We start from the raw sequence: 17,058 nt of genomic DNA on the forward strand, positions 1-17,058 counted from the left end.
GCACTTTGTGATTCGGGTCTCAGCTAAGTCAAGCCTAACTAAGGTGGGATGTTATGGAAGCGTCATGCCGGGACGCCGCAAAGACGCGAAATGACCGAAAAATACTGTCTTCGTCACAAAGCTGTGCAATGCTCCCGCCGCTTCCTAGACTGGCCGCAGTTCCAAGCATCCGCTGCCCACCAAACCCATGCGCTGTACGAAGAGGAGAACGCAATGTCCCAGGGATGGTCCTTCGAAACCCGCCAGATCCACGCCGGCCAGGAACCGGACTCCGCCACCGGAGCCCGCTCGCTTCCGATCTACCAGACCACGTCCTTCGTGTTTCCCAGCGCCGAGAGTGCGGCCAACCGCTTCGCCCTGGCCGAGCTCGCCCCGATCTACACCAGGATCGGCAACCCGACGCAGGACGCCGTGGAACAGCGCATCGCCAGCCTGGAAGGCGGCTTGGGTGCCCTGCTCCTGAGCTCCGGCCAAGCCGCGGAAACGTTCGCGATCCTTAACATCGCAGAGGCCGGCGACCACGTGGTGGCAAGCCCCAGCCTGTATGGAGGCACCTACAACCTTCTGGCCCACACGCTGAAGAAGTTCGGCATCTCCGTGACATTCGTCGAGGACCCGGACAACCTCGAGCAGTGGCGCAACGCCGTCCAGCCCAACACCAAGCTCTTCTTCGGCGAAGTTGTCTCCAACCCGCGCCAGGATGTCCTGGACATCGAAGGCATCGCCAAGGTTGCCCATGAGGCCGGCGTCCCGCTCATTGTGGACAACACGCTGTCCACGCCGTACCTGATCCGTCCCATCGAATGGGGCGCGGACATTGTGGTCCACTCCGCCACCAAGTACCTCGGCGGGCACGGTGCAGCGATCGCCGGCGTGATCGTGGACTCCGGCAACTTCGACTTCGGCCAGGACCCGGAGCGCTTCGCCAACTTCAACACCCCGGACCCGAGCTACAACGGACTCGTCTATGCCCGTGACCTGGGCAAGGACGGCGCCCTCGGCGCCAATCTCTCCTACATCCTCAAGGCCCGCGTCCAACTCCTCCGCGACCTTGGCTCGGCAGTCTCGCCGTTCAACGCCTTCCTCATCGCCCAAGGCCTGGAAACGCTGAGCCTGCGCGTGGAGCGTCACGTAGCGAACGCCACCAAAGTGGCGGAATGGCTCGAAGCCCACGACGACGTCGAATCCGTCGCCTTTGCGGGGTTGCCGTCCAGCCCTTGGTATGACCGCGGGCGCAAGTACGGTCCCCGGGGTACGGGCGCCGTGGTGGCCTTCAACATCAAGGGCGGCGTGGAAGCCGGCAAGCGCTTCGTGGACGGCCTTGAGCTGCACTCACACGTTGCGAACATCGGCGATGTCCGGTCCCTGGTCATCCACCCGGCGTCGACTACCCACAGCCAGCTGACCGTGGAACAGCAGGCCGTCGCGGGAGTCACCCCGGGCTTGGTGCGCCTGGCGGTCGGCATTGAACACGTGGACGACATCATTGCCGACCTCGAAGCCGGCTTCCGCGCCGCGAAGGGCGCCTGAGCCGCACCCGCAGTGAAAAGCGGTGGCGCCGCCAGGTCGACGATAATTCGCCTGGCAGCGCCACCGGGTGCTCTTTCGTGAACGAAGCTGCCCCAAACCGTCACACAGCTGTCACATTCTTCGCCAGAACAGCTGTGTCTTTCCTAAACTCTTACGTATTAGGTCATGAGTGCCAGTGACAGCCCCGGCTTGCTGGCCGGCAACCCTCCTCCGCGGTGGGGTGCCCCGGGTGAAGACCTGGCCTGCCGCATGAAAGGCGGTGGGCAAGCGCGAGGTTAGGTGTCAAAGGAATGACCATTACTGCTACAGCCCTTCCCACATCCGAAGAAGCGGACGGAACCGTCAAGTACGCCCACGTGGGCCCGCTGGAACTTGAAGCCGGCGGCTTCCTTCCCGATGTTGTCCTGGCCTACGAAACGTGGGGCCAGCTGAACGCCGATGCCTCGAATGCCGTCCTGGTGGAGCACGCCCTGACTGGCAGCACCCACGTAGCCCGTGGTGCCACGGATGAGGACGGTTGGTGGGAGCAGTTGGTTGGCCCGGGCGCCACGATCGACACGGACCGGTTCTTCGTCATTTCCATCAACATCGTGGGCGGCTGTTACGGCAGCACGGGACCGTCCTCCGAGGCCCCGGATGGAAAGCCGTGGGGTTCGAGGTTTCCGCTGGTCACGCTTCGTGACACCACCGAGGCTGAATCCCGCTTGGCTGACGCCCTCGGGATCCGTGCCTGGCACTCCGTGATCGGCGGTTCCATGGGCGGCGCACGGGCACTGGAATGGGCCGTGACGTTCCCCGGACGGGTCAAGCGCTGCGCCGTCGTTTCGGTGGGCGCCTACAGCACGGCGGAGCAGATCGCCTTCGCGCAGTCGCAGACGCTGGCGATCCGCCAGGATCCGAACTTCAACGACGGCGACTACTACCACGGCGCCGCACCCGAAGCCGGTCTTGCGTTGGCCCGTCGGATCGCCCACATCACGTACCGCTCGGCGCTGGAGCTGGACGTCCGCTTTGGTCGCGAAGCCCAGCACCAGGAGACTCCGCTCGCGGCAGCGATCCTGGGAGAACGCGGACGCTACCAAGTGGAGAGCTACCTCGACCACCAGGGCACCAAGCTGGTACGCCGCTTCGACGCCAACAGCTACATCGCCATCACCGAGGCCCTCATGAGCCACGATGTCACGCGAGGACGCGGAACGCTCCAGGAAGCCCTGGGCCGCACGACTGCGGAGTTCTTCATCGCGGCCGTGGACACGGACAGGCTCTACTTCCCGGCCCAGTCCCGGGAACTCGCTGAGGCGTTGCCGGGGGAGGTTCCCGTGCACGTCATTGAAGCGCCCATCGGCCACGACGGGTTCCTCACGGAAATCGGCCAGCTCTCGGCACAGCTGAGGGAGTCCTTCTTCGCCTGAGCGTCAGACCAGCTTGGCCTCCATGCCGAGGAAGCTGCCGTAGCGTTCCACTTCGGCTTCGAGGGCCCGCTGGACCGATGGCGTGTCGGGCTGGTTCAGGCGCACGTCCAGTTCACAGGTGTCACCGGCGAAGCCGTGGCGCCACCAGCCGCCCAGCCTGCCATCCAGCAGTACGACGTGCATGGGTCCACCGTTTTCCGGGAAGTACGGAGCGACCCCGCCAAGGTAATGCCTGGATTGCGAGTAGCCCATGACGTACTCGTCGTAGCACTGGATGAGGTCTATGCGGGGGAGTGCGGCGGCCGGGCTGCCGTCGCCTGCCTCGCCGGGCCCGGCCAGTTCCCCGGCGGCCAGGTAGAAGTCGAGCCCGTCGACGGCGAGGGTTGCCAAGGCGCCCGGGGCGATGTCCCTGGCCACGTCGAGCCCGCGGCGCACGTCCTTCATGGTCAGCCCGGACCACGCCGAGCAATCCTTGATGGTTGCCGGACCACGGCTGGCGAAGTACCGCAGGGCCAGTTGCCCCAGGGCCTGGTCACGTTCGGCCGCATCGAGGACAGCTGGACCCGGGTGGGGAACGCGCTCGTCGAACAACGCATAGGTTTGTTTGAGGGCGCCCCCGGCCGAACGGATGGGTGTGCCGCTGACCAGGATCCTGCTGATCTCGGCGTGCATGAGGTGGTAGACGAATCCAAGTCCCTTGCCCGGGAATCCGGCTTCCTCCAGCACGGCGGCGAGTTCCTCACGGGTCTTATGGGCGCCGCCGGCTACGGCGTCAGCCAGGATGCTGCCGCTCCGTTCGGCCGAGGAAGCGTCCACGCCCGTCTGCCGGTACATCCCCTTGTTTCCCTGGTGCAGCCGTTCTGCCGAGAGGGCCATGAGCCAGCCGAGATCGTCCCGGTGCACAAAATGCCACGTGGGCCGGAGGATGTGGGTGCGCAGGATGGTGCCGTCCGACACGGAGTCCTCCACAGAGGCCGCGCTCGTGCCCGGGGTCCTTTGCGCCAGCGACCACCGGGCGTAGGGAAACTCCTGGGCCTGGACCGCCAGGAGGTTGCGCACGGCGCCAGCGGCATCGGGGGCGAAGGGCGCGCGCAGTTGTTGCCGGCGCAGCCGGAGCCGCACGACGTCGTCGGGCTGCAGCGCCACCACGTCAGCCGCGCGGCAATCCGGTGACATTCGGCCCGAAGACGGGTCCCGGCGTCGGGCGTTTCGGCGTGATGCCGTCCCCCGAGGACTGGTGCCGCAACCTGCGGATGACCCATGGGACAAAGTACTCCCTGGCCCACACCAGGTCCGATGAACGCGCTTCACGCCACGTGCGAGGTGGCAGGGGCTTGGGGACCAGCGGTTCCAGGGTATGGGGGACATTCAACGCTTCAAGGACCATCATGGCTATGGTGTGGTGGCCCAGCGGTGAGAAGTGAAGGCGGTCCTCGTCCCACATCTGGGTATCAGCCAGTTGCCGGAGGGACCACATGTCGGCCACGATTGCGTCGTGCCGGGCAGCGACCGTCCGCAGGTTCTCGTTGTAGATGGCGACTTTGCCGCGGATCCGTCCGAGGACCGAGGAGGCCGTATCCGGCCCGTTGAACAAGACCACGGTGGCGCCGCCCGAACCGAGTTCCTGGACGGCGACGTCCAATTTCTCGGCCAGCAGGTCGGGATCGCCGCCGGGCCGGATGAGGTCATTGCCGCCGGCAGAAATGGAGACGAGGTCCGGCTGAAGTTCCAGGCAGAGACCAACCTGCTCATGAACGATCTGCTGCAGCAAGCGGCCCCGGATGGCCAGGTTGGCGTACGCGAAGTCTTCGTGGCCGCGCCCGAGTTCTTCGGCTACGCGGTCCGCCCAGCCACGGAAACCGCCGGGATTCTGCGGCTCGGGGTCGCCGATGCCCTCCGTGAACGAATCTCCCAATGCCACGTAACGGCTCCAGGGGTGTGTTTGGACTGCCTCGCCCGGCGTCACCAATGAACTCATTCTTCCTATCCTGCCTCGTGACCGCGAACCTACGCGACCGTAGGTTGTTACCCGTGGGTAACTGCAAGAATAGACCCATGACTGAAGCCGTTGCATTCCCCGCGCCCGTTGTCCAGTGGTCCCATGACGAAGCCGACCGGGCGGGCAAGCCGCTCCTGGTCCTGCTGCACGGCTACGGCTCCAACGAGGACGATCTCTTCAGCCTCGCCGGGCTGCTGCCTGCCGACTTCGTGGTGGCGTCACTGCGCGCGCCGATGCCGATGGGGCCGGGCTTCACGTGGTTCCCGCTCACGGCGTCCATCGACTACTCCCTCGACGCCGTCAAGCTCGCCGCCGAGTACGCGCTGGAGTGGCTGGACACCGTCAAGGCCAACCATTCCTCGGTGACGCTCCTCGGGTTCTCCATGGGCATGGCCATGGCCACCACCATGCTCCGGTACCGCCCTGCGGACTTCGCCGCCGTCGTCGGGCTTTCAGGTTTTGTGGTCGACGCCGGGGCTGACGCAGCCTTCCGGGATGGCGAACTGGACGGCTCGGTGCCGTTGTTCTGGGGCCGCGACCAGCAGGACCCGGTGATCACTCCGGACAAGATCGAGTACACCATGGGCTGGGTGCGCAAGCACGTGGACCTCACCAAGGTGCTGTACACCGGTATGTGGCATGGGATCAACCAGCAGGAGATCGGTCATGTGGGCGAGTTCCTCACCCACAAGGTGCTCAGCTAGGCGTTGCCGGCGATCCTGACGGTCTGCCCGTTGACGGTGACGGTGTCGCCCGGGTGCAGTTGGCGGCCGCGGCGTTCTTCGATGTCGTCGTTGACCTTCACAAGGCCGTTCTTGATGAGCTCCGCGGCCTCCACCCCGTCCTCCACGAGGTTGGCCAGTTTCAACAGCTGGCGAAGGCGGATCATGTCATCGCGGATGGGGATTTCTTCGATTTCGGGGTTGCTCATACAGCAATGATGCCTGAAGTAGTGTGGTGACGGTGCCGCAGCCTACCCGTCGTTCCAGCCTTCCGCTTGCCCTTGGACTGCCACTGGCCGTCGTGACGGGGCTGGTGCTCCCGCTCCAGGGACGCATCAACGGGGCCCTCGCGGTCAACGTCAACGACGGCATCACCGCTTCTGTGGTGAGTTTCACCACCGGACTGGTGGTGATCGGTGCGATCTCGCTGGCCACGCCCAAAGGCAGGGCCGGTCTGGCCCGAATAGTTCCCGCGGTCCGCAGCCGCAGTTTCCCACCGTTCTACGTCATGGCCGGTGCCGTGGGGGCGTTCTTTGTCTTCGCCCAGTCCTACACCGTGGGGCTCCTGGGTGTGGCGTTGTTCACTGTCGCCACCGTGACAGGACAGACCCTGAGCGGGCTGCTCGTAGACCGGCTGGGGATAGCCCCGGGAGGCAAGCGTTCCGTTACCGGCATGCGGGTGGTGGGCAGTGTCCTCACCGTGGCGGCAGTCGCCTGGGCCGTGTCCCCACACTTTGGTGGAGCGTCCGACGTCGGCGCGCTGGTTTTGCCGATCCTCCTGCCTCTCCTTGCGGGTTTCCTGATGAGCTTCCAGCAGGCCATGAACGGCACCGCCACAGTGCACTACGGCACGCCCCTTGCCACCACCTTGGTCAACTTCCTGGCCGGCTCCGTGGTGTTGTGGATTGCTTGGCTCCTCAAGGTCGCGATCACGGGACCTGGGAATCCCTTGCCCGGTGAGCTCTGGTACTACCTCGGCGGCCCGCTGGGCTGCGTGGCGATCGGGCTCGCGGCGTTGCTGGTCCGCAGCCTCGGCGTCCTGGTCACGGGCCTGGGCATGATTGCCGGCCAGTTGGTGGGTTCCTTGATGCTCGACGTCGTGATCCCCACGTCCGGGACAGTGGTCGCCTTGCCCACGGTGCTCGGTACGTTGCTGACGCTCGCTGCGATCGTCGTGGCCACGCTTCCCTGGCCCAAAGGCGCCTTCGCCGGAGGGGCGGCCGCGAAAGGCCGGTAGGCTAGGAGACGCAGCTTCCTGCACTGTTCAAACCACCGCGTCAAACCACCGCGGACCGCACCCAGCGGCCCTGTAGAAATCTGGAGTACCCATGGCAGCAAAATCCGTCCTCGACCAGGTCATTTCCCTCTCCAAGCGGAGGGGCTTCGTGTTCCAGGCCGGTGAAATCTATGGTGGCTCCCGCTCCGCGTGGGATTACGGCCCCCTGGGTGCGGAACTGAAGGAAAACATCAAGCGCCAGTGGTGGCAGAGCATGGTCCGTGGCCGCGAGGACGTGGTTGGCCTGGACTCGTCCGTGATCCTGCCCCGCCAGGTGTGGGAGGCGTCCGGCCACGTGGAGGTGTTCTCCGACCCCCTGGTGGAGTGCCTTTCCTGCCACAAGCGCTACCGTGCAGACCACCTCGAGGAAGAGTACGAGGAAAAGAAGGGCCGTCCTGCCGAGAACGGCTTGGCGGACATCGCCTGCGCCAACTGTGGCACGCGCGGCCAGTGGACAGAACCACAGGAGTTCTCCGGCCTCCTCAAGACATTCCTCGGCCCGGTTGCCAGCGAAGAGGGCCTGCACTACCTGCGCCCCGAAACCGCGCAGGGCATCTTTGTGAACTTCAACAACGTGCTCACCACGTCCCGGAAGAAGCCGCCGTTCGGCATCGGCCAGATCGGCAAGTCCTTCCGTAACGAGATCACGCCCGGAAACTTCATCTTCCGTACCCGCGAGTTCGAACAGATGGAGATGGAGTTCTTCGTCGAACCCGGTACGGATGAAGAGTGGCACCAGTACTGGATGACCGAACGCATGGCCTGGTACACGGGCCTGGGCATCCGTGAGGAAAACCTGCGCTTCTTCGAGCACCCGCTGGAGAAGCTGAGCCACTACTCCAAGGGCACCACGGACATCGAGTACCGCTTCGGTTTCCAGGGCTCGGAGTGGGGCGAGCTCGAAGGCATCGCCAACCGCACGGATTTCGACCTCTCCACGCACGCCAAGGCTTCCGGCACTGACTTGAGCTACTTCAACCAGGCCACCAACGAGCGCTACACGCCGTTCGTGATCGAGCCCGCGGCGGGCCTGACCCGCTCCTTCATGGCCTTCCTCATCGACTCCTACACCGAGGACGAAGCGCCCAACGCAAAGGGCGGCGTCGATGTCCGTACCGTCCTGAAGCTCGATCCGCGCCTGGCACCGGTCAAGGCTGCCGTCCTGCCGCTGAGCCGCAACGAGGACCTGTCCCCGAAGGCCAAGGCCCTGGGCGCCCAGTTGCGCAAGAACTGGAACATCGACTTCGACGACGCCGGTGCCATCGGCCGCCGTTACCGCCGCCAGGACGAGATCGGTACTCCGTTCTGCATCACTGTGGACTTCGACACCCTCGAGGACCAGGCCGTCACCATCCGTGAGCGCGACACCATGAGCCAGGAGCGCGTCTCCCTGGACAAGGTGGAGGCTTACCTGGCAGCCCGCCTGATCGGCGCCTAAGCGTGGCACTGGAATACCGTGAGTGGAAGGAGGGCGACGACCTCGCCCTCCTGGAGATCTGGGGCGACCCGGAAACCCTTCCTGCGGAGCAGTTCCGTGCCGCGTTGGCGCCGTCGGGCAACCAGCCATGGCGCCGGTGCATCGTCGCGGAAGACGTCGTGGATGGCGTCCGCATTCCCGTGGCCGCCGGTGTAGTCCATGAAGCCTCCCTGCACCCGGAGCGGTTGTGGGCCTACATCGAGGTGGCCAAGGACCATCGCCGCAGCGGCATCGGTGCCACCCTCCTGACCATGCTCCGCGCCGAAGCCGGGAACTCGCCGTCGGGCGTTTCCGCGCTGCGCTCCAAGGTGGAGCCGGGCACGCCCGGGGCCGCCTTCGCGGAGGCGGCAGGGCTGGGACCCATCCAGCGCTCGCAACTCGTGGTGGTGGAGCCTGAGCCACTGAAGCTGCCGAGGTTCGGCGACGGGTCCGAGGAAGCTGCCGCCGAGCGCGTGGAGGACCTTGCCACCGGGTCGGTGGAGTTGAGCGACGTCGTGGGGCGCTACTACTCGGCCGTGCATTACTGGGACAGCCCGGGCGAACTCAGCATTGCCACGGTGCAGCGGCTGTTCCTGCACGACCTCACGGGCGCGCACGGCGCAATCGTCCTTCGGGCACCGAAGGCCAGTGCTTTCGGGACCGGTGTCCCGGCGTCCAGGAAGGGCAAGATCCAGGCGTTCGCCATCAGTTATGCCCAGGGCAACTCCGAGGAACCCTCCGACGTGTTCGTGGGGCACGATCCAGCCTTGGGGGCGGAAGAGGCAGAATCAGCGGTGCGGGACTTGCTCGCGCTCATCGCCTACCAGCACCCCGTGCTCCTGGAAGTGGATGAGTCGATGGTTGCGCTCCGGGCAGTCTTGAAGCCTTTGCTGGAGTCCGGCAAGGCACACGTTCGCGGCGCAGACACATTGATCGTGATCGACTGACGGCAGAACATCAAGCCCTCCTGAGCACCGCTTGGAATGGGGTGACTGTGGCTCCGCCACGTAGGGTTGAAGGCATGAGGTTTAGCTGCTGATGGGCCACGGTCACTCCCACGTTGACAGTTCCGAGCCGACTCCGGAAGCCATCGCATCACGTAAGCGGGCCAATTGGCTGCTCGCTGCAGTGCTGGTTCCACTGGGAGTCCTGACCATCGTGGCCATGATGGTCATGTGGCCCTCGGGCAGCCGCGAAGGAATCTCGTTCGCGAGTCCTTACGAGGCTGCCCCCGGGGTCACTTTCGATACCGGCAAGATCCAAAGGGTGGTGCAGGAGAGCTGCACACAAACCGGGCAGACGGATTCCAGCCAAACCGGAAGCACCCAGGCAGGTTCCGAGTGCACTTTCGCCTTCACGGAGCCGGACAAGGGCGGCGAACCCGTCAAGGTGGTCATCAACCCGGACGTCGCCAAGTCCCACGGCGTGGACGTAGGTGATTCCATCCGGTACCTGAACCTCTCGGGTGTCCAGGGGGCAGCGGCAGGCAACGGTTCGCCGTCGTACGTCTTTGTGGACTTCGTACGCAACGTGCCCATCGCCCTGTTGGCCGTGCTGTATGCCGTTGTGGTCATTGCGGTGGCCCGGTGGCGCGGCTTCCGCGCCCTCCTGGGCCTGGTGGGTGCCTACGCCGTCCTGGTCAGCTTCATCCTTCCCGGCCTGGTGGAAGGGAAACCGCCGCTGCTGCTGGCTTTGGTGGGGTCCACGGTGATCATGATCGGCGTGCTGTACTTCGCCCACGGATTCTCCGCACGCACGTCCACGGCCCTTCTGGGAACCATCTTCGGCCTGGGGATCACTGCGCTGTTGGCTGCCTGGGCCACCGATGCGGCCAACCTCGCAGGCGTCGGCAACCACGACGCGGCCACCCTCATCAACATGTCGGACAAGATTTCCATCTCCGGCATCATCCTGTGCGGCCTTATCATTTCCGGCCTTGGCGTCCTCAACGACGTCACCATTACGCAATCCTCCGCAGTGTGGGAGCTGTACGAGCTGGCACCCAATACCAGTGCCCGCAAGCTGTTCACCTCTGCCATGCGGATCGGCCGCGACCACATCGCCTCCACGGTGTACACGATCGCCTTTGCGTACGCCGGGGCAGCGCTTCCCATCCTCATCATCGTGATGCTCTACGACAGGCCCCTTGCCGAGGCCCTCACCAGCGCCGAACTGTCCGAGGAAGTCATCCGCACGCTGGTTGGCTCCATCGGCCTGGTCCTCGCCATACCGGTTACGACGTTCATCGCGGTGCTGGTGGTCAAGGCGACCGGCCCCAAGCGAGCCACAGGACCGTCCTCCGTCGACCCCGACGACGTCGCCGATACCGGCGCGCTCGCAGCCGCGGCCGCCGTCGTTGGTTCCGAAAGCGGAACGCCCGACGCCGGGACGCACCACGGCGGCAACCCCGCCGGCGCTTCGAAACCGGCCCGTCCGGGGAGCCGGCGCGCCCGGCGCGAGGCTGAGCGGAGCTCCGACGGGTAAGCCATGACATTTGTCATCCCGCACCGGTGACAGCCAGTAGGGGATGAGCGGCCGGTTCGCGGCTTGACTGGGTAGTGACACAAAACCACTGCCAGGGAGAGCGATGACAAGCGCAGGCGTACCGGCCGTCCAAGCCGCCGGACTTCATAAGAGTTTTGGGAAGGTCCACGCCGTCCGTGGCCTGGACCTGACCGTGCAGCAGGGCGAGGTGGTTGCGTTCCTCGGCCCGAACGGGGCGGGCAAGACCACCACCATCGACATGATCCTGGGACTCAGCTCCCCAGACCAGGGTGAGGTGTCCATTTTCGGGCACTCGCCGCGGGGAGCCATCGCCCGGGGACAAGTTGCCGCCGTCATGCAGACCGGCGGCCTGCTGAGGGACATCAGCGTCCGCGAAACCGTGCAGTTGACCGCTGCCATGTTCGAATCGTCACGTCCCGTCGATGAGGTGCTTGGCCGCGCAGGCATCCTGGACATCGCGGACCGGCGGGTGGAGAAATGCTCGGGCGGGCAGCAACAGCGGCTCCGTTTCGCCATGGCGCTTGTTTCCGATCCCGGCCTCCTCATCCTCGACGAGCCCACCACGGGCATGGACGTGGCCGGACGCCGGGACTTCTGGACGGCGATCCGCGCCGATGCCACGAAGGGCCGGACGGTCATTTTCGCCACCCACTACCTCGAAGAAGCAGATGCCTACGCGGACCGGATCGTCCTGGTCCGGCAAGGCACTGTGGTGGCCGACGGTACGGCCGCCCAGATCAAGAACCTGGCATCGGGCCGGACCGTGAAGGCCGCACTGCCGGTGGAGGACAAGGCGCTGCTCACTGCCCTGCCACCGAGCGATGCCATGGAGTACGACGGCGGCCGCCTCACCGTCCGCACGTCCGACTCGGACTCCGTGGTCCGTTACCTGCTCAACAACACCCGGGCCCATGACGTGGAAGTGGTGGCCAACAACCTTGAAGAGGCCTTTGTGGCACTGACCGCCGAAGACAGCAATGCCGAACCCGTATTCGAAGGAGACCGGGCATGAGCCAGGCAACGGCAATCCAGGACCGCAAGCCCTCGGCCGGGGGAGTCAACCCGACGTTCCTGTGGATCGAAATCAAGCGCATGCTCAGGAACCGGCGCACCATGATCTTTACGTTGGTGATGCCGGCCGTCTTCTTCTTCATGTTTGGGCTGCCGAACAAGGACGAGCACTTGCCCAACGGCCACAGCTACGGTGAATACATCCTGATCAGCCTCACTGTGTACGCGGCCATGACCGCTGCCACCGGAGCCGGCAGCCAAGTGGCGGTTGAACGGGCGCAGGGCTGGAGCAGGCAGTTGCGGCTCACCCCTTTGCTGCCCGGTGCCTACATCGGTGTGAAGGCAGCCGCAGCATTGACGTTGTCGCTGGTGGCGGTCATCGCCCAGTTCGTCATCGGCGCGCTCGCCGGGGTGACCATGGATGTCCAGGCCTGGATGACTGCGGGCCTTGTCGCTTGGCTTGGGTCCTTGGTCTTCGCCGCGCTGGGATTGTTCGTCGGGTACCTGATGCCGAGCCAGAACGTCATGCAGATCCTTGGCCCGGTGCTCGCCATCCTGGCCATGCTCGGGGGCTTGTTCATGCCGATCGAGGTCATGGGGGATACCTTCGGCCAGATCGCCAAGTTCACTCCTGCCTACGGAATCGGGCAGCTGGCAAGGAGCCCCATCACCGGCGAATTCGATGCGATGTGGATTGTGAACGTCGTGGTTTGGCTGGCGATTTTTGCCGGCGGGGCAGCCATGGCCTTCCGCCGGGACACCAACAGGGTCTGACCGGCCAAAGTCTTGGCTAGGGTGGGAATCATGAAATCCCGGGTCTTCGGTGACATGTTCCGTGGGCCTGGGCCCCGCCGCTGGTTCCTTGGCGCCGGATTGTCAGTCCTTCTCTGGGCCTGGCCCACCTGGAACCTGGTGTGGTCGGTGGACGAGCCACTCGTATGGAAACTCGCTGCCTCGGCTTCCCTGGTTGCCTTCTTCCTGGCCTATGCCTTCCTGCCGATGTTCGGTTGGCGCAGGTCCGCCCGGACGGGCCTGGCATCGGCAGGAATCCTCTTTGCCCTGGACGGCGTGGCGATCCTTCTCTTGGGACGGGAAGCCCTGTGGACGTGGCCGTTCCTGGCTTGCGCCATCGCCATGACCGTCCTGCCGCCACGGGTGGACTTCGCCATCATCATGTTCCTGGCCGGCACGTCCCTCGCCGTGGAACTGTCCGACGGGCACCCGGAGCAAGCGTTCTTCCAACCGGCGTTGATCCTGTCCTTGGGCCTCATGATGACGTCCTTCGCCCGGCTGATCCGGCAAACCACGGAATTGCGTGCCGCGCAGACGGGGTTGGCCGACGCCGCCGTGGCAGCGGAACGGAGCAGGGTTGCCCGCGACATGCACGACATCCTCGGCCACTCCCTGACCGTCATCGCCGTCAAGGCCGAGCTGGCGGGCCGGATGCTGGAAAGCCCGTCCGGCACCGACCGCGCGGCCCAGGAGATCTCCGATGTCCAGGACCTGGCCCGAGGCGCCCTGGCGGATGTCCGTGCCACGGTGGCCGGCTACCGCGGCGTAAATGTGCTTGCCGAGCTGGCAGCGGCCCGGACGGCCCTGGAATCGGCGGGCATCGACGCCGAAATCCCGTCCACCTCCGAGGAAGTTCCGGCGCGTCACCGCGAGTTGTTCGGCTGGGTACTGCGCGAAGGGATCACCAACGTGGTGCGCCATTCGGGCGCCGACCGCTGCCGGGTCCGCCTGTCGGCGTCCACCGTCCTGGTGGAGGACGACGGCGTCGGGCCTGCCTCGGACGACGCCAACGGAAACGGACTGGCCGGAATCCGGGAAAGGGTGGAAGCGGCCGGAGGCTCGGTCAGTGTGGGGCAAAGCGACCTGGGAGGATTCAGATTGGCGGTACAGGTATGACCATCCGTTTAGTGATCGCCGATGACCAGGCATTGGTCCGGGGCGCGTTGGCCGCGCTGCTGGGATTGGAGCCGGACATCGAGGTGGTGGCGGAGCTCGGTGACGGTACAGGCGTGGCCGAGGCGGTTGTGCAACACTCGGCTGACGTGGCCATGCTCGACGTCGAAATGCCGGGGCTGGACGGCATCAGCGCCGCGGCCGAAGTCCGGAAGGCCGCTCCCTCCTGCCGGGTGCTCATGGTCACCACCTTCGGCCGGCCCGGCTACCTCAAGCGCGCCATGCGCGCCGGCGCCTCGGGGTTCGTGGTGAAAGACACTCCGGCACGCCAACTCGCCGAAGCCGTAAGGCGGGTCAACCAAGGACTCCGGGTGGTGGATCCCGCGCTGGCTGCCGAATCGCTGACCTCCGGGGACAGTCCGCTGACCGAACGCGAAACAGAGGTGCTGAGGGCAGCGGCCGACGGCGGTACGGTGGCGGATATTGCCAAGGCAGCAGTGCTGTCCGAGGGAACCGTGCGGAACTACCTGTCTGCGGCCATGGCCAAGACCGGCGGCCGAACGCGCGCCGAAGCGGTGCGGATTGCGGCCGGCAACGGGTGGTTGCTGTAGGCAAGGCTGCCGATTTGCCCCGATTTGCAACAATGGATAGGTGACTGTAGTAGCGACACCTCCCACTCCCAAGCTTGAGCTCCCGCCATTGCGGCTCGGCGGGATCACCGTGGACACCCCAGTGATCCTCGCTCCGATGGCAGGCATTACCAACTCTGCCTTCCGCAGGCTGTGCCGTGAATACGGTGGCGGCCTGTACGTGGCCGAGATGGTGACGTCGCGGGCGCTGGTGGAACGGACCCCCGAATCGCTGCGCATCATTTCGCACGACGATGACGAGAAAGTCCGTTCCGTGCAGCTCTACGGCGTGGATCCGGTAACGGTTGGCGCGGCCGTCCGCATGCTCGTGGAGGAAGACCGCGCGGACCACATCGACCTCAACTTCGGTTGCCCCGTGCCCAAGGTCACCCGGCGCGGTGGCGGCTCTGCTTTGCCGTGGAAGATCGATCTCTTCACCTCGATCGTGCAGACTGCAGTCAAGGAAGCGTCCAAGGGCGGCATCCCCTTGACCATCAAGATGCGCAAGGGCATCGACGAGGACCACCTGACCTACCTCGACGCCGGCCGGATCGCGCGCGACTCGGGAGTTGCCGCCGTCGCACTCCATGGTCGGACGGCAGCCCAGTTCTACTCGGGCCAGGCGGACTGGTCCTCCATCGCGCGCCTGCGCGAAGCCCTGCCGGACATCCCGGTCCTGGGCAACGGCGATATCTGGTCCGCCGAAGACGCCGTCCGCATGGTGCGGGAGACCGGCGTCGACGGTGTAGTGGTGGGCCGCGGCTGCCAGGGCCGGCCGTGGCTGTTCGGCGACCTGCAGGCCGCTTTCGAGGGCAACGACCAGCGGCACCGCCCGGGCCTGCGCCAAGTGGCCGAGGGCGTCTACCGCCATGCCGAACTCATGGTGGAGACCTTCGGCAACGACGAATACAAAGCACTCCGCGAAATCCGCAAGCACATGGCGTGGTACTTCAAGGGTTACGTGGTTGGCGGTGAACTGCGCGCCAAGCTCGCTACCGTCCCCACCCTGGAGGTCCTGCGCGAACTCCTGGACCAGTTGGACCTGGACCTGCCCTACCCGGGCGTGGATTCCGAGGGCCCCCGTGGCCGTGCCGGCTCACCCAAGCGGCCCGCGCTGCCGAAGGACTGGCTGGGCAGCCGGCAGTTGAACGAGGAACAAAGCGCCGACATTGCCGCAGCGGAACTGGACGTTTCGGGCGGCTAGCTTCCATCGTGTAAGACTGGCTCAAGAGGCACCAGACCACGGCGCTTGAAGGAGGCAGATACCCATGGGCACCGAAGCGACAATCGGCCGACCCGGAACTGCGCATGACTACGTGCAGGCAATCCCCGGTTACTCCGAGGCGGATTCCGCGCGTTGGGTCGAAGAGCCGAGCAAGAACACGTACCGTTCCGACTTTGAACGGGACCGCGCCCGCGTGCTGCATTCCTCAGCCCTGCGCAGGCTCGGAGCCAAGACCCAGGTAGTGGCCCCGGACACCGACGACTTTGTCCGGACGCGCTTGACCCACAGCCTGGAAGTTGCCCAGGTGGGACGCGAACTTGGCCGTTCCTTGGGCTGCGACCCGGACGTCGTGGACACGGCTTGCCTGAGCCATGACCTTGGACACCCGCCGTTCGGCCACAATGGTGAATCGGCGCTGAACGAGGTGGCCCACGCTATTGGCGGCTTTGAAGGCAACGCCCAGACACTGCGCTTGCTGACCCGTTTGGAACCCAAGGTCTTGGCCGACGATGGCCGGCCTGCCGGCCTCAACCTCACCCGCGCCAGCCTGGATGCTGCCTCGAAGTACCCCTGGTCGGCGCTCGACGCTCCGGTGATCCACGGCCACCGGACCAGCAAGTTCGGCGCGTACGAGGACGACCTTCCAGTCTTTGAGTGGCTGCGCGAGGGGGCCCCCGGCAACCGTTCCTGCATCGAAGCCCAGGTCATGGACCTGGCGGATGACATCTCGTACTCGGTCCACGATGTCGAGGACGCGATCGTCGCCGGCCATTTCCAATTGAAATGGATGGAAAACCCGGACCACCGGGCCCGCGTGGTGGGCTACACCAAGCAGTGGTACCTCCCGCACAACGAGCCGGCGGAGATCGATGCTGCGCTGGCCCGGCTCGAGGCCACCAAGGTGTGGGTCCGTGAAGCCGACGGCAGCCGGAAGTCGATGGCCGCGCTGAAGGACATGACCAGCCAACTGATCGGCCGGTTCTGCCAGAGCGCCATGGAGACCACCCGCGCGCACTTCGGCCCGTCCAACCTCACCCGCTACGGCGCCGAGCTTATGGTGCCCGAGCAAACGGTCACGGAAATCGCCGTGCTCAAGGGGCTCGCGACCACCTTCGTCATCTCCACGGATCACCGGCAGCCGGTCTACGAGCGCCAGCGCGAAGTCCTGCACGCCCTGGTAGGCGTACTCAACGCCACCGGCGACCGCCATCTGGAGCCGATGTTCGCAGCGGACTGGCGTGCCGCCGTCGACGATGCTGCCCGCCTGCGCGTGGTGATCGACCAAGTGGCCTCGCTGACCGACGGTTCGGCCTTGGCGATGTACGAGCGCTTGGTGGGGAGCCTGCCGTCGCTGTGGTAGTTTCCCGCCCCGGCCGCCGGACTAGGAT

General features: G+C 65.6%; 16 protein-coding genes and 1 riboswitch. Of the genes, 13 read left to right on the top strand and 3 right to left on the bottom strand.

Annotated features, from left to right (window positions below; genetic code table 11):
- Positions 1 to 213 precede the first annotated feature (213 nt).
- Positions 214 to 1,530 (top strand): bifunctional o-acetylhomoserine/o-acetylserine sulfhydrylase, encoded by a 1,317-nt coding sequence (locus tag ACFVSJ_RS01925; protein ID WP_387433724.1) that lies wholly within the window; start codon positions 214 to 216, stop codon positions 1,528 to 1,530.
- A gap of 161 nt (positions 1,531 to 1,691) precedes the next feature.
- Positions 1,692 to 1,806, top strand: a riboswitch (SAM riboswitch).
- A gap of 14 nt (positions 1,807 to 1,820) precedes the next feature.
- Positions 1,821 to 2,942, top strand: a complete 1,122-nt coding sequence (locus tag ACFVSJ_RS01930) for a homoserine O-acetyltransferase (protein ID WP_387433726.1) — start codon at positions 1,821 to 1,823, stop codon at positions 2,940 to 2,942.
- 3 nt (positions 2,943 to 2,945) lie between these two features.
- Here the strand turns inward: ACFVSJ_RS01930 and ACFVSJ_RS01935 are convergent, their stop codons facing one another.
- Both ACFVSJ_RS01935 and ACFVSJ_RS01940 read right to left on the bottom strand, forming a co-directional pair.
- A complete protein-coding gene (locus ACFVSJ_RS01935) occupies positions 2,946 to 4,082 on the bottom strand; it encodes a winged helix DNA-binding domain-containing protein (protein ID WP_387434161.1) in 1,137 nt (378 codons plus the stop codon).
- 10 nt (positions 4,083 to 4,092) lie between these two features.
- Positions 4,093 to 4,920 (bottom strand): SGNH/GDSL hydrolase family protein, encoded by an 828-nt coding sequence (locus tag ACFVSJ_RS01940; protein ID WP_387433728.1) that lies wholly within the window; start codon positions 4,918 to 4,920, stop codon positions 4,093 to 4,095.
- Between the two features lie 77 nt (positions 4,921 to 4,997).
- Between ACFVSJ_RS01940 and ACFVSJ_RS01945 the strand changes: the two genes are divergently transcribed.
- Positions 4,998 to 5,645, top strand: coding sequence for an alpha/beta hydrolase (locus ACFVSJ_RS01945; RefSeq protein ID WP_387433731.1), 648 nt, complete (start codon positions 4,998 to 5,000; stop codon positions 5,643 to 5,645).
- On the opposite strand, the gene ACFVSJ_RS01950 is transcribed toward ACFVSJ_RS01945, so the two are convergent.
- Positions 5,642 to 5,872 (bottom strand): RNA-binding S4 domain-containing protein, encoded by a 231-nt coding sequence (locus ACFVSJ_RS01950; RefSeq protein ID WP_387433733.1) that lies wholly within the window; start codon positions 5,870 to 5,872, stop codon positions 5,642 to 5,644. The two genes, ACFVSJ_RS01945 and ACFVSJ_RS01950, sit on opposite strands and share 4 nt — an antisense overlap.
- A gap of 23 nt (positions 5,873 to 5,895) precedes the next feature.
- Here ACFVSJ_RS01950 and ACFVSJ_RS01955 point away from each other — a divergent pair, with 23 nt between their 5' ends.
- From ACFVSJ_RS01955 to ACFVSJ_RS02000, 10 genes are all read left to right on the top strand, one after another.
- On the top strand, positions 5,896 to 6,900 hold the full coding sequence (locus ACFVSJ_RS01955; RefSeq protein ID WP_387433735.1) for a DMT family transporter: 1,005 nt from the start codon (positions 5,896 to 5,898) through the stop codon (positions 6,898 to 6,900).
- Between the two features lie 91 nt (positions 6,901 to 6,991).
- Positions 6,992 to 8,377, top strand: a complete 1,386-nt coding sequence (locus ACFVSJ_RS01960) for a glycine--tRNA ligase (RefSeq protein WP_387433738.1) — start codon at positions 6,992 to 6,994, stop codon at positions 8,375 to 8,377.
- A gap of 2 nt (positions 8,378 to 8,379) precedes the next feature.
- Positions 8,380 to 9,342, top strand: a complete 963-nt coding sequence (locus ACFVSJ_RS01965; protein WP_387433740.1) for a GNAT family N-acetyltransferase — start codon at positions 8,380 to 8,382, stop codon at positions 9,340 to 9,342.
- Positions 9,343 to 9,433: 91 nt separating this feature from the next.
- Complete coding sequence (locus tag ACFVSJ_RS01970; protein ID WP_387433743.1) at positions 9,434 to 10,879, top strand: YibE/F family protein; 1,446 nt, start codon at positions 9,434 to 9,436, stop codon at positions 10,877 to 10,879.
- A 103-nt stretch (positions 10,880 to 10,982) separates the two neighbouring features.
- Positions 10,983 to 11,912 (top strand): ABC transporter ATP-binding protein, encoded by a 930-nt coding sequence (locus ACFVSJ_RS01975; protein ID WP_387433744.1) that lies wholly within the window; start codon positions 10,983 to 10,985, stop codon positions 11,910 to 11,912.
- Positions 11,909 to 12,685, top strand: a complete 777-nt coding sequence (locus ACFVSJ_RS01980) for an ABC transporter permease (RefSeq protein ID WP_387433746.1) — start codon at positions 11,909 to 11,911, stop codon at positions 12,683 to 12,685. The genes ACFVSJ_RS01975 and ACFVSJ_RS01980 overlap by 4 nt, the downstream gene beginning before the upstream one ends.
- 30 nt (positions 12,686 to 12,715) lie before the next feature.
- Positions 12,716 to 13,819, top strand: coding sequence for a sensor histidine kinase (locus ACFVSJ_RS01985; protein ID WP_387433749.1), 1,104 nt, complete (start codon positions 12,716 to 12,718; stop codon positions 13,817 to 13,819).
- On the top strand, positions 13,816 to 14,427 hold the full coding sequence (locus tag ACFVSJ_RS01990) for a response regulator transcription factor (RefSeq protein WP_387433752.1): 612 nt from the start codon (positions 13,816 to 13,818) through the stop codon (positions 14,425 to 14,427). Before ACFVSJ_RS01985 ends, ACFVSJ_RS01990 begins: the two co-directional genes overlap by 4 nt.
- Before the next feature lie 40 nt (positions 14,428 to 14,467).
- Complete coding sequence (dusB, locus tag ACFVSJ_RS01995; protein ID WP_387433755.1) at positions 14,468 to 15,649, top strand: tRNA dihydrouridine synthase DusB; 1,182 nt, start codon at positions 14,468 to 14,470, stop codon at positions 15,647 to 15,649.
- Positions 15,650 to 15,713: 64 nt separating this feature from the next.
- Entirely contained in the window at positions 15,714 to 17,030 is a 1,317-nt protein-coding gene (locus tag ACFVSJ_RS02000) for a deoxyguanosinetriphosphate triphosphohydrolase (protein ID WP_387433757.1), read from the top strand.
- Positions 17,031 to 17,058: the final 28 nt, after the last annotated feature.

Origin of the sequence: Paenarthrobacter sp. NPDC058040 (assembly GCF_042885775.1) — a bacterium.
Taxonomy (GTDB): domain Bacteria; phylum Actinomycetota; class Actinomycetes; order Actinomycetales; family Micrococcaceae; genus Arthrobacter.

Bases quoted from the DNA above. Each gene is read 5' to 3' on its own strand.
- ACFVSJ_RS01925 (WP_387433724.1), top strand. From the start codon at position 214: ATGTCCCAGGGATGGTCCTTCGAAACCCGCCAGATCCACGCCGGCCAG.
- ACFVSJ_RS01930 (WP_387433726.1), top strand. From the start codon at position 1,821: ATGACCATTACTGCTACAGCCCTTCCCACATCCGAAGAAGCGGACGGA.
- ACFVSJ_RS01940 (WP_387433728.1), bottom strand. From the start codon at position 4,920: ATGAGTTCATTGGTGACGCCGGGCGAGGCAGTCCAAACACACCCCTGG.
- ACFVSJ_RS01945 (WP_387433731.1), top strand. From the start codon at position 4,998: ATGACTGAAGCCGTTGCATTCCCCGCGCCCGTTGTCCAGTGGTCCCAT.
- ACFVSJ_RS01950 (WP_387433733.1), bottom strand. From the start codon at position 5,872: ATGAGCAACCCCGAAATCGAAGAAATCCCCATCCGCGATGACATGATC.
- ACFVSJ_RS01960 (WP_387433738.1), top strand. From the start codon at position 6,992: ATGGCAGCAAAATCCGTCCTCGACCAGGTCATTTCCCTCTCCAAGCGG.
- ACFVSJ_RS01970 (WP_387433743.1), top strand. From the start codon at position 9,434: ATGGGCCACGGTCACTCCCACGTTGACAGTTCCGAGCCGACTCCGGAA.
- ACFVSJ_RS01975 (WP_387433744.1), top strand. From the start codon at position 10,983: ATGACAAGCGCAGGCGTACCGGCCGTCCAAGCCGCCGGACTTCATAAG.
- ACFVSJ_RS01980 (WP_387433746.1), top strand. From the start codon at position 11,909: ATGAGCCAGGCAACGGCAATCCAGGACCGCAAGCCCTCGGCCGGGGGA.
- ACFVSJ_RS01985 (WP_387433749.1), top strand. From the start codon at position 12,716: ATGAAATCCCGGGTCTTCGGTGACATGTTCCGTGGGCCTGGGCCCCGC.
- ACFVSJ_RS01990 (WP_387433752.1), top strand. From the start codon at position 13,816: ATGACCATCCGTTTAGTGATCGCCGATGACCAGGCATTGGTCCGGGGC.
- ACFVSJ_RS02000 (WP_387433757.1), top strand. From the start codon at position 15,714: ATGGGCACCGAAGCGACAATCGGCCGACCCGGAACTGCGCATGACTAC.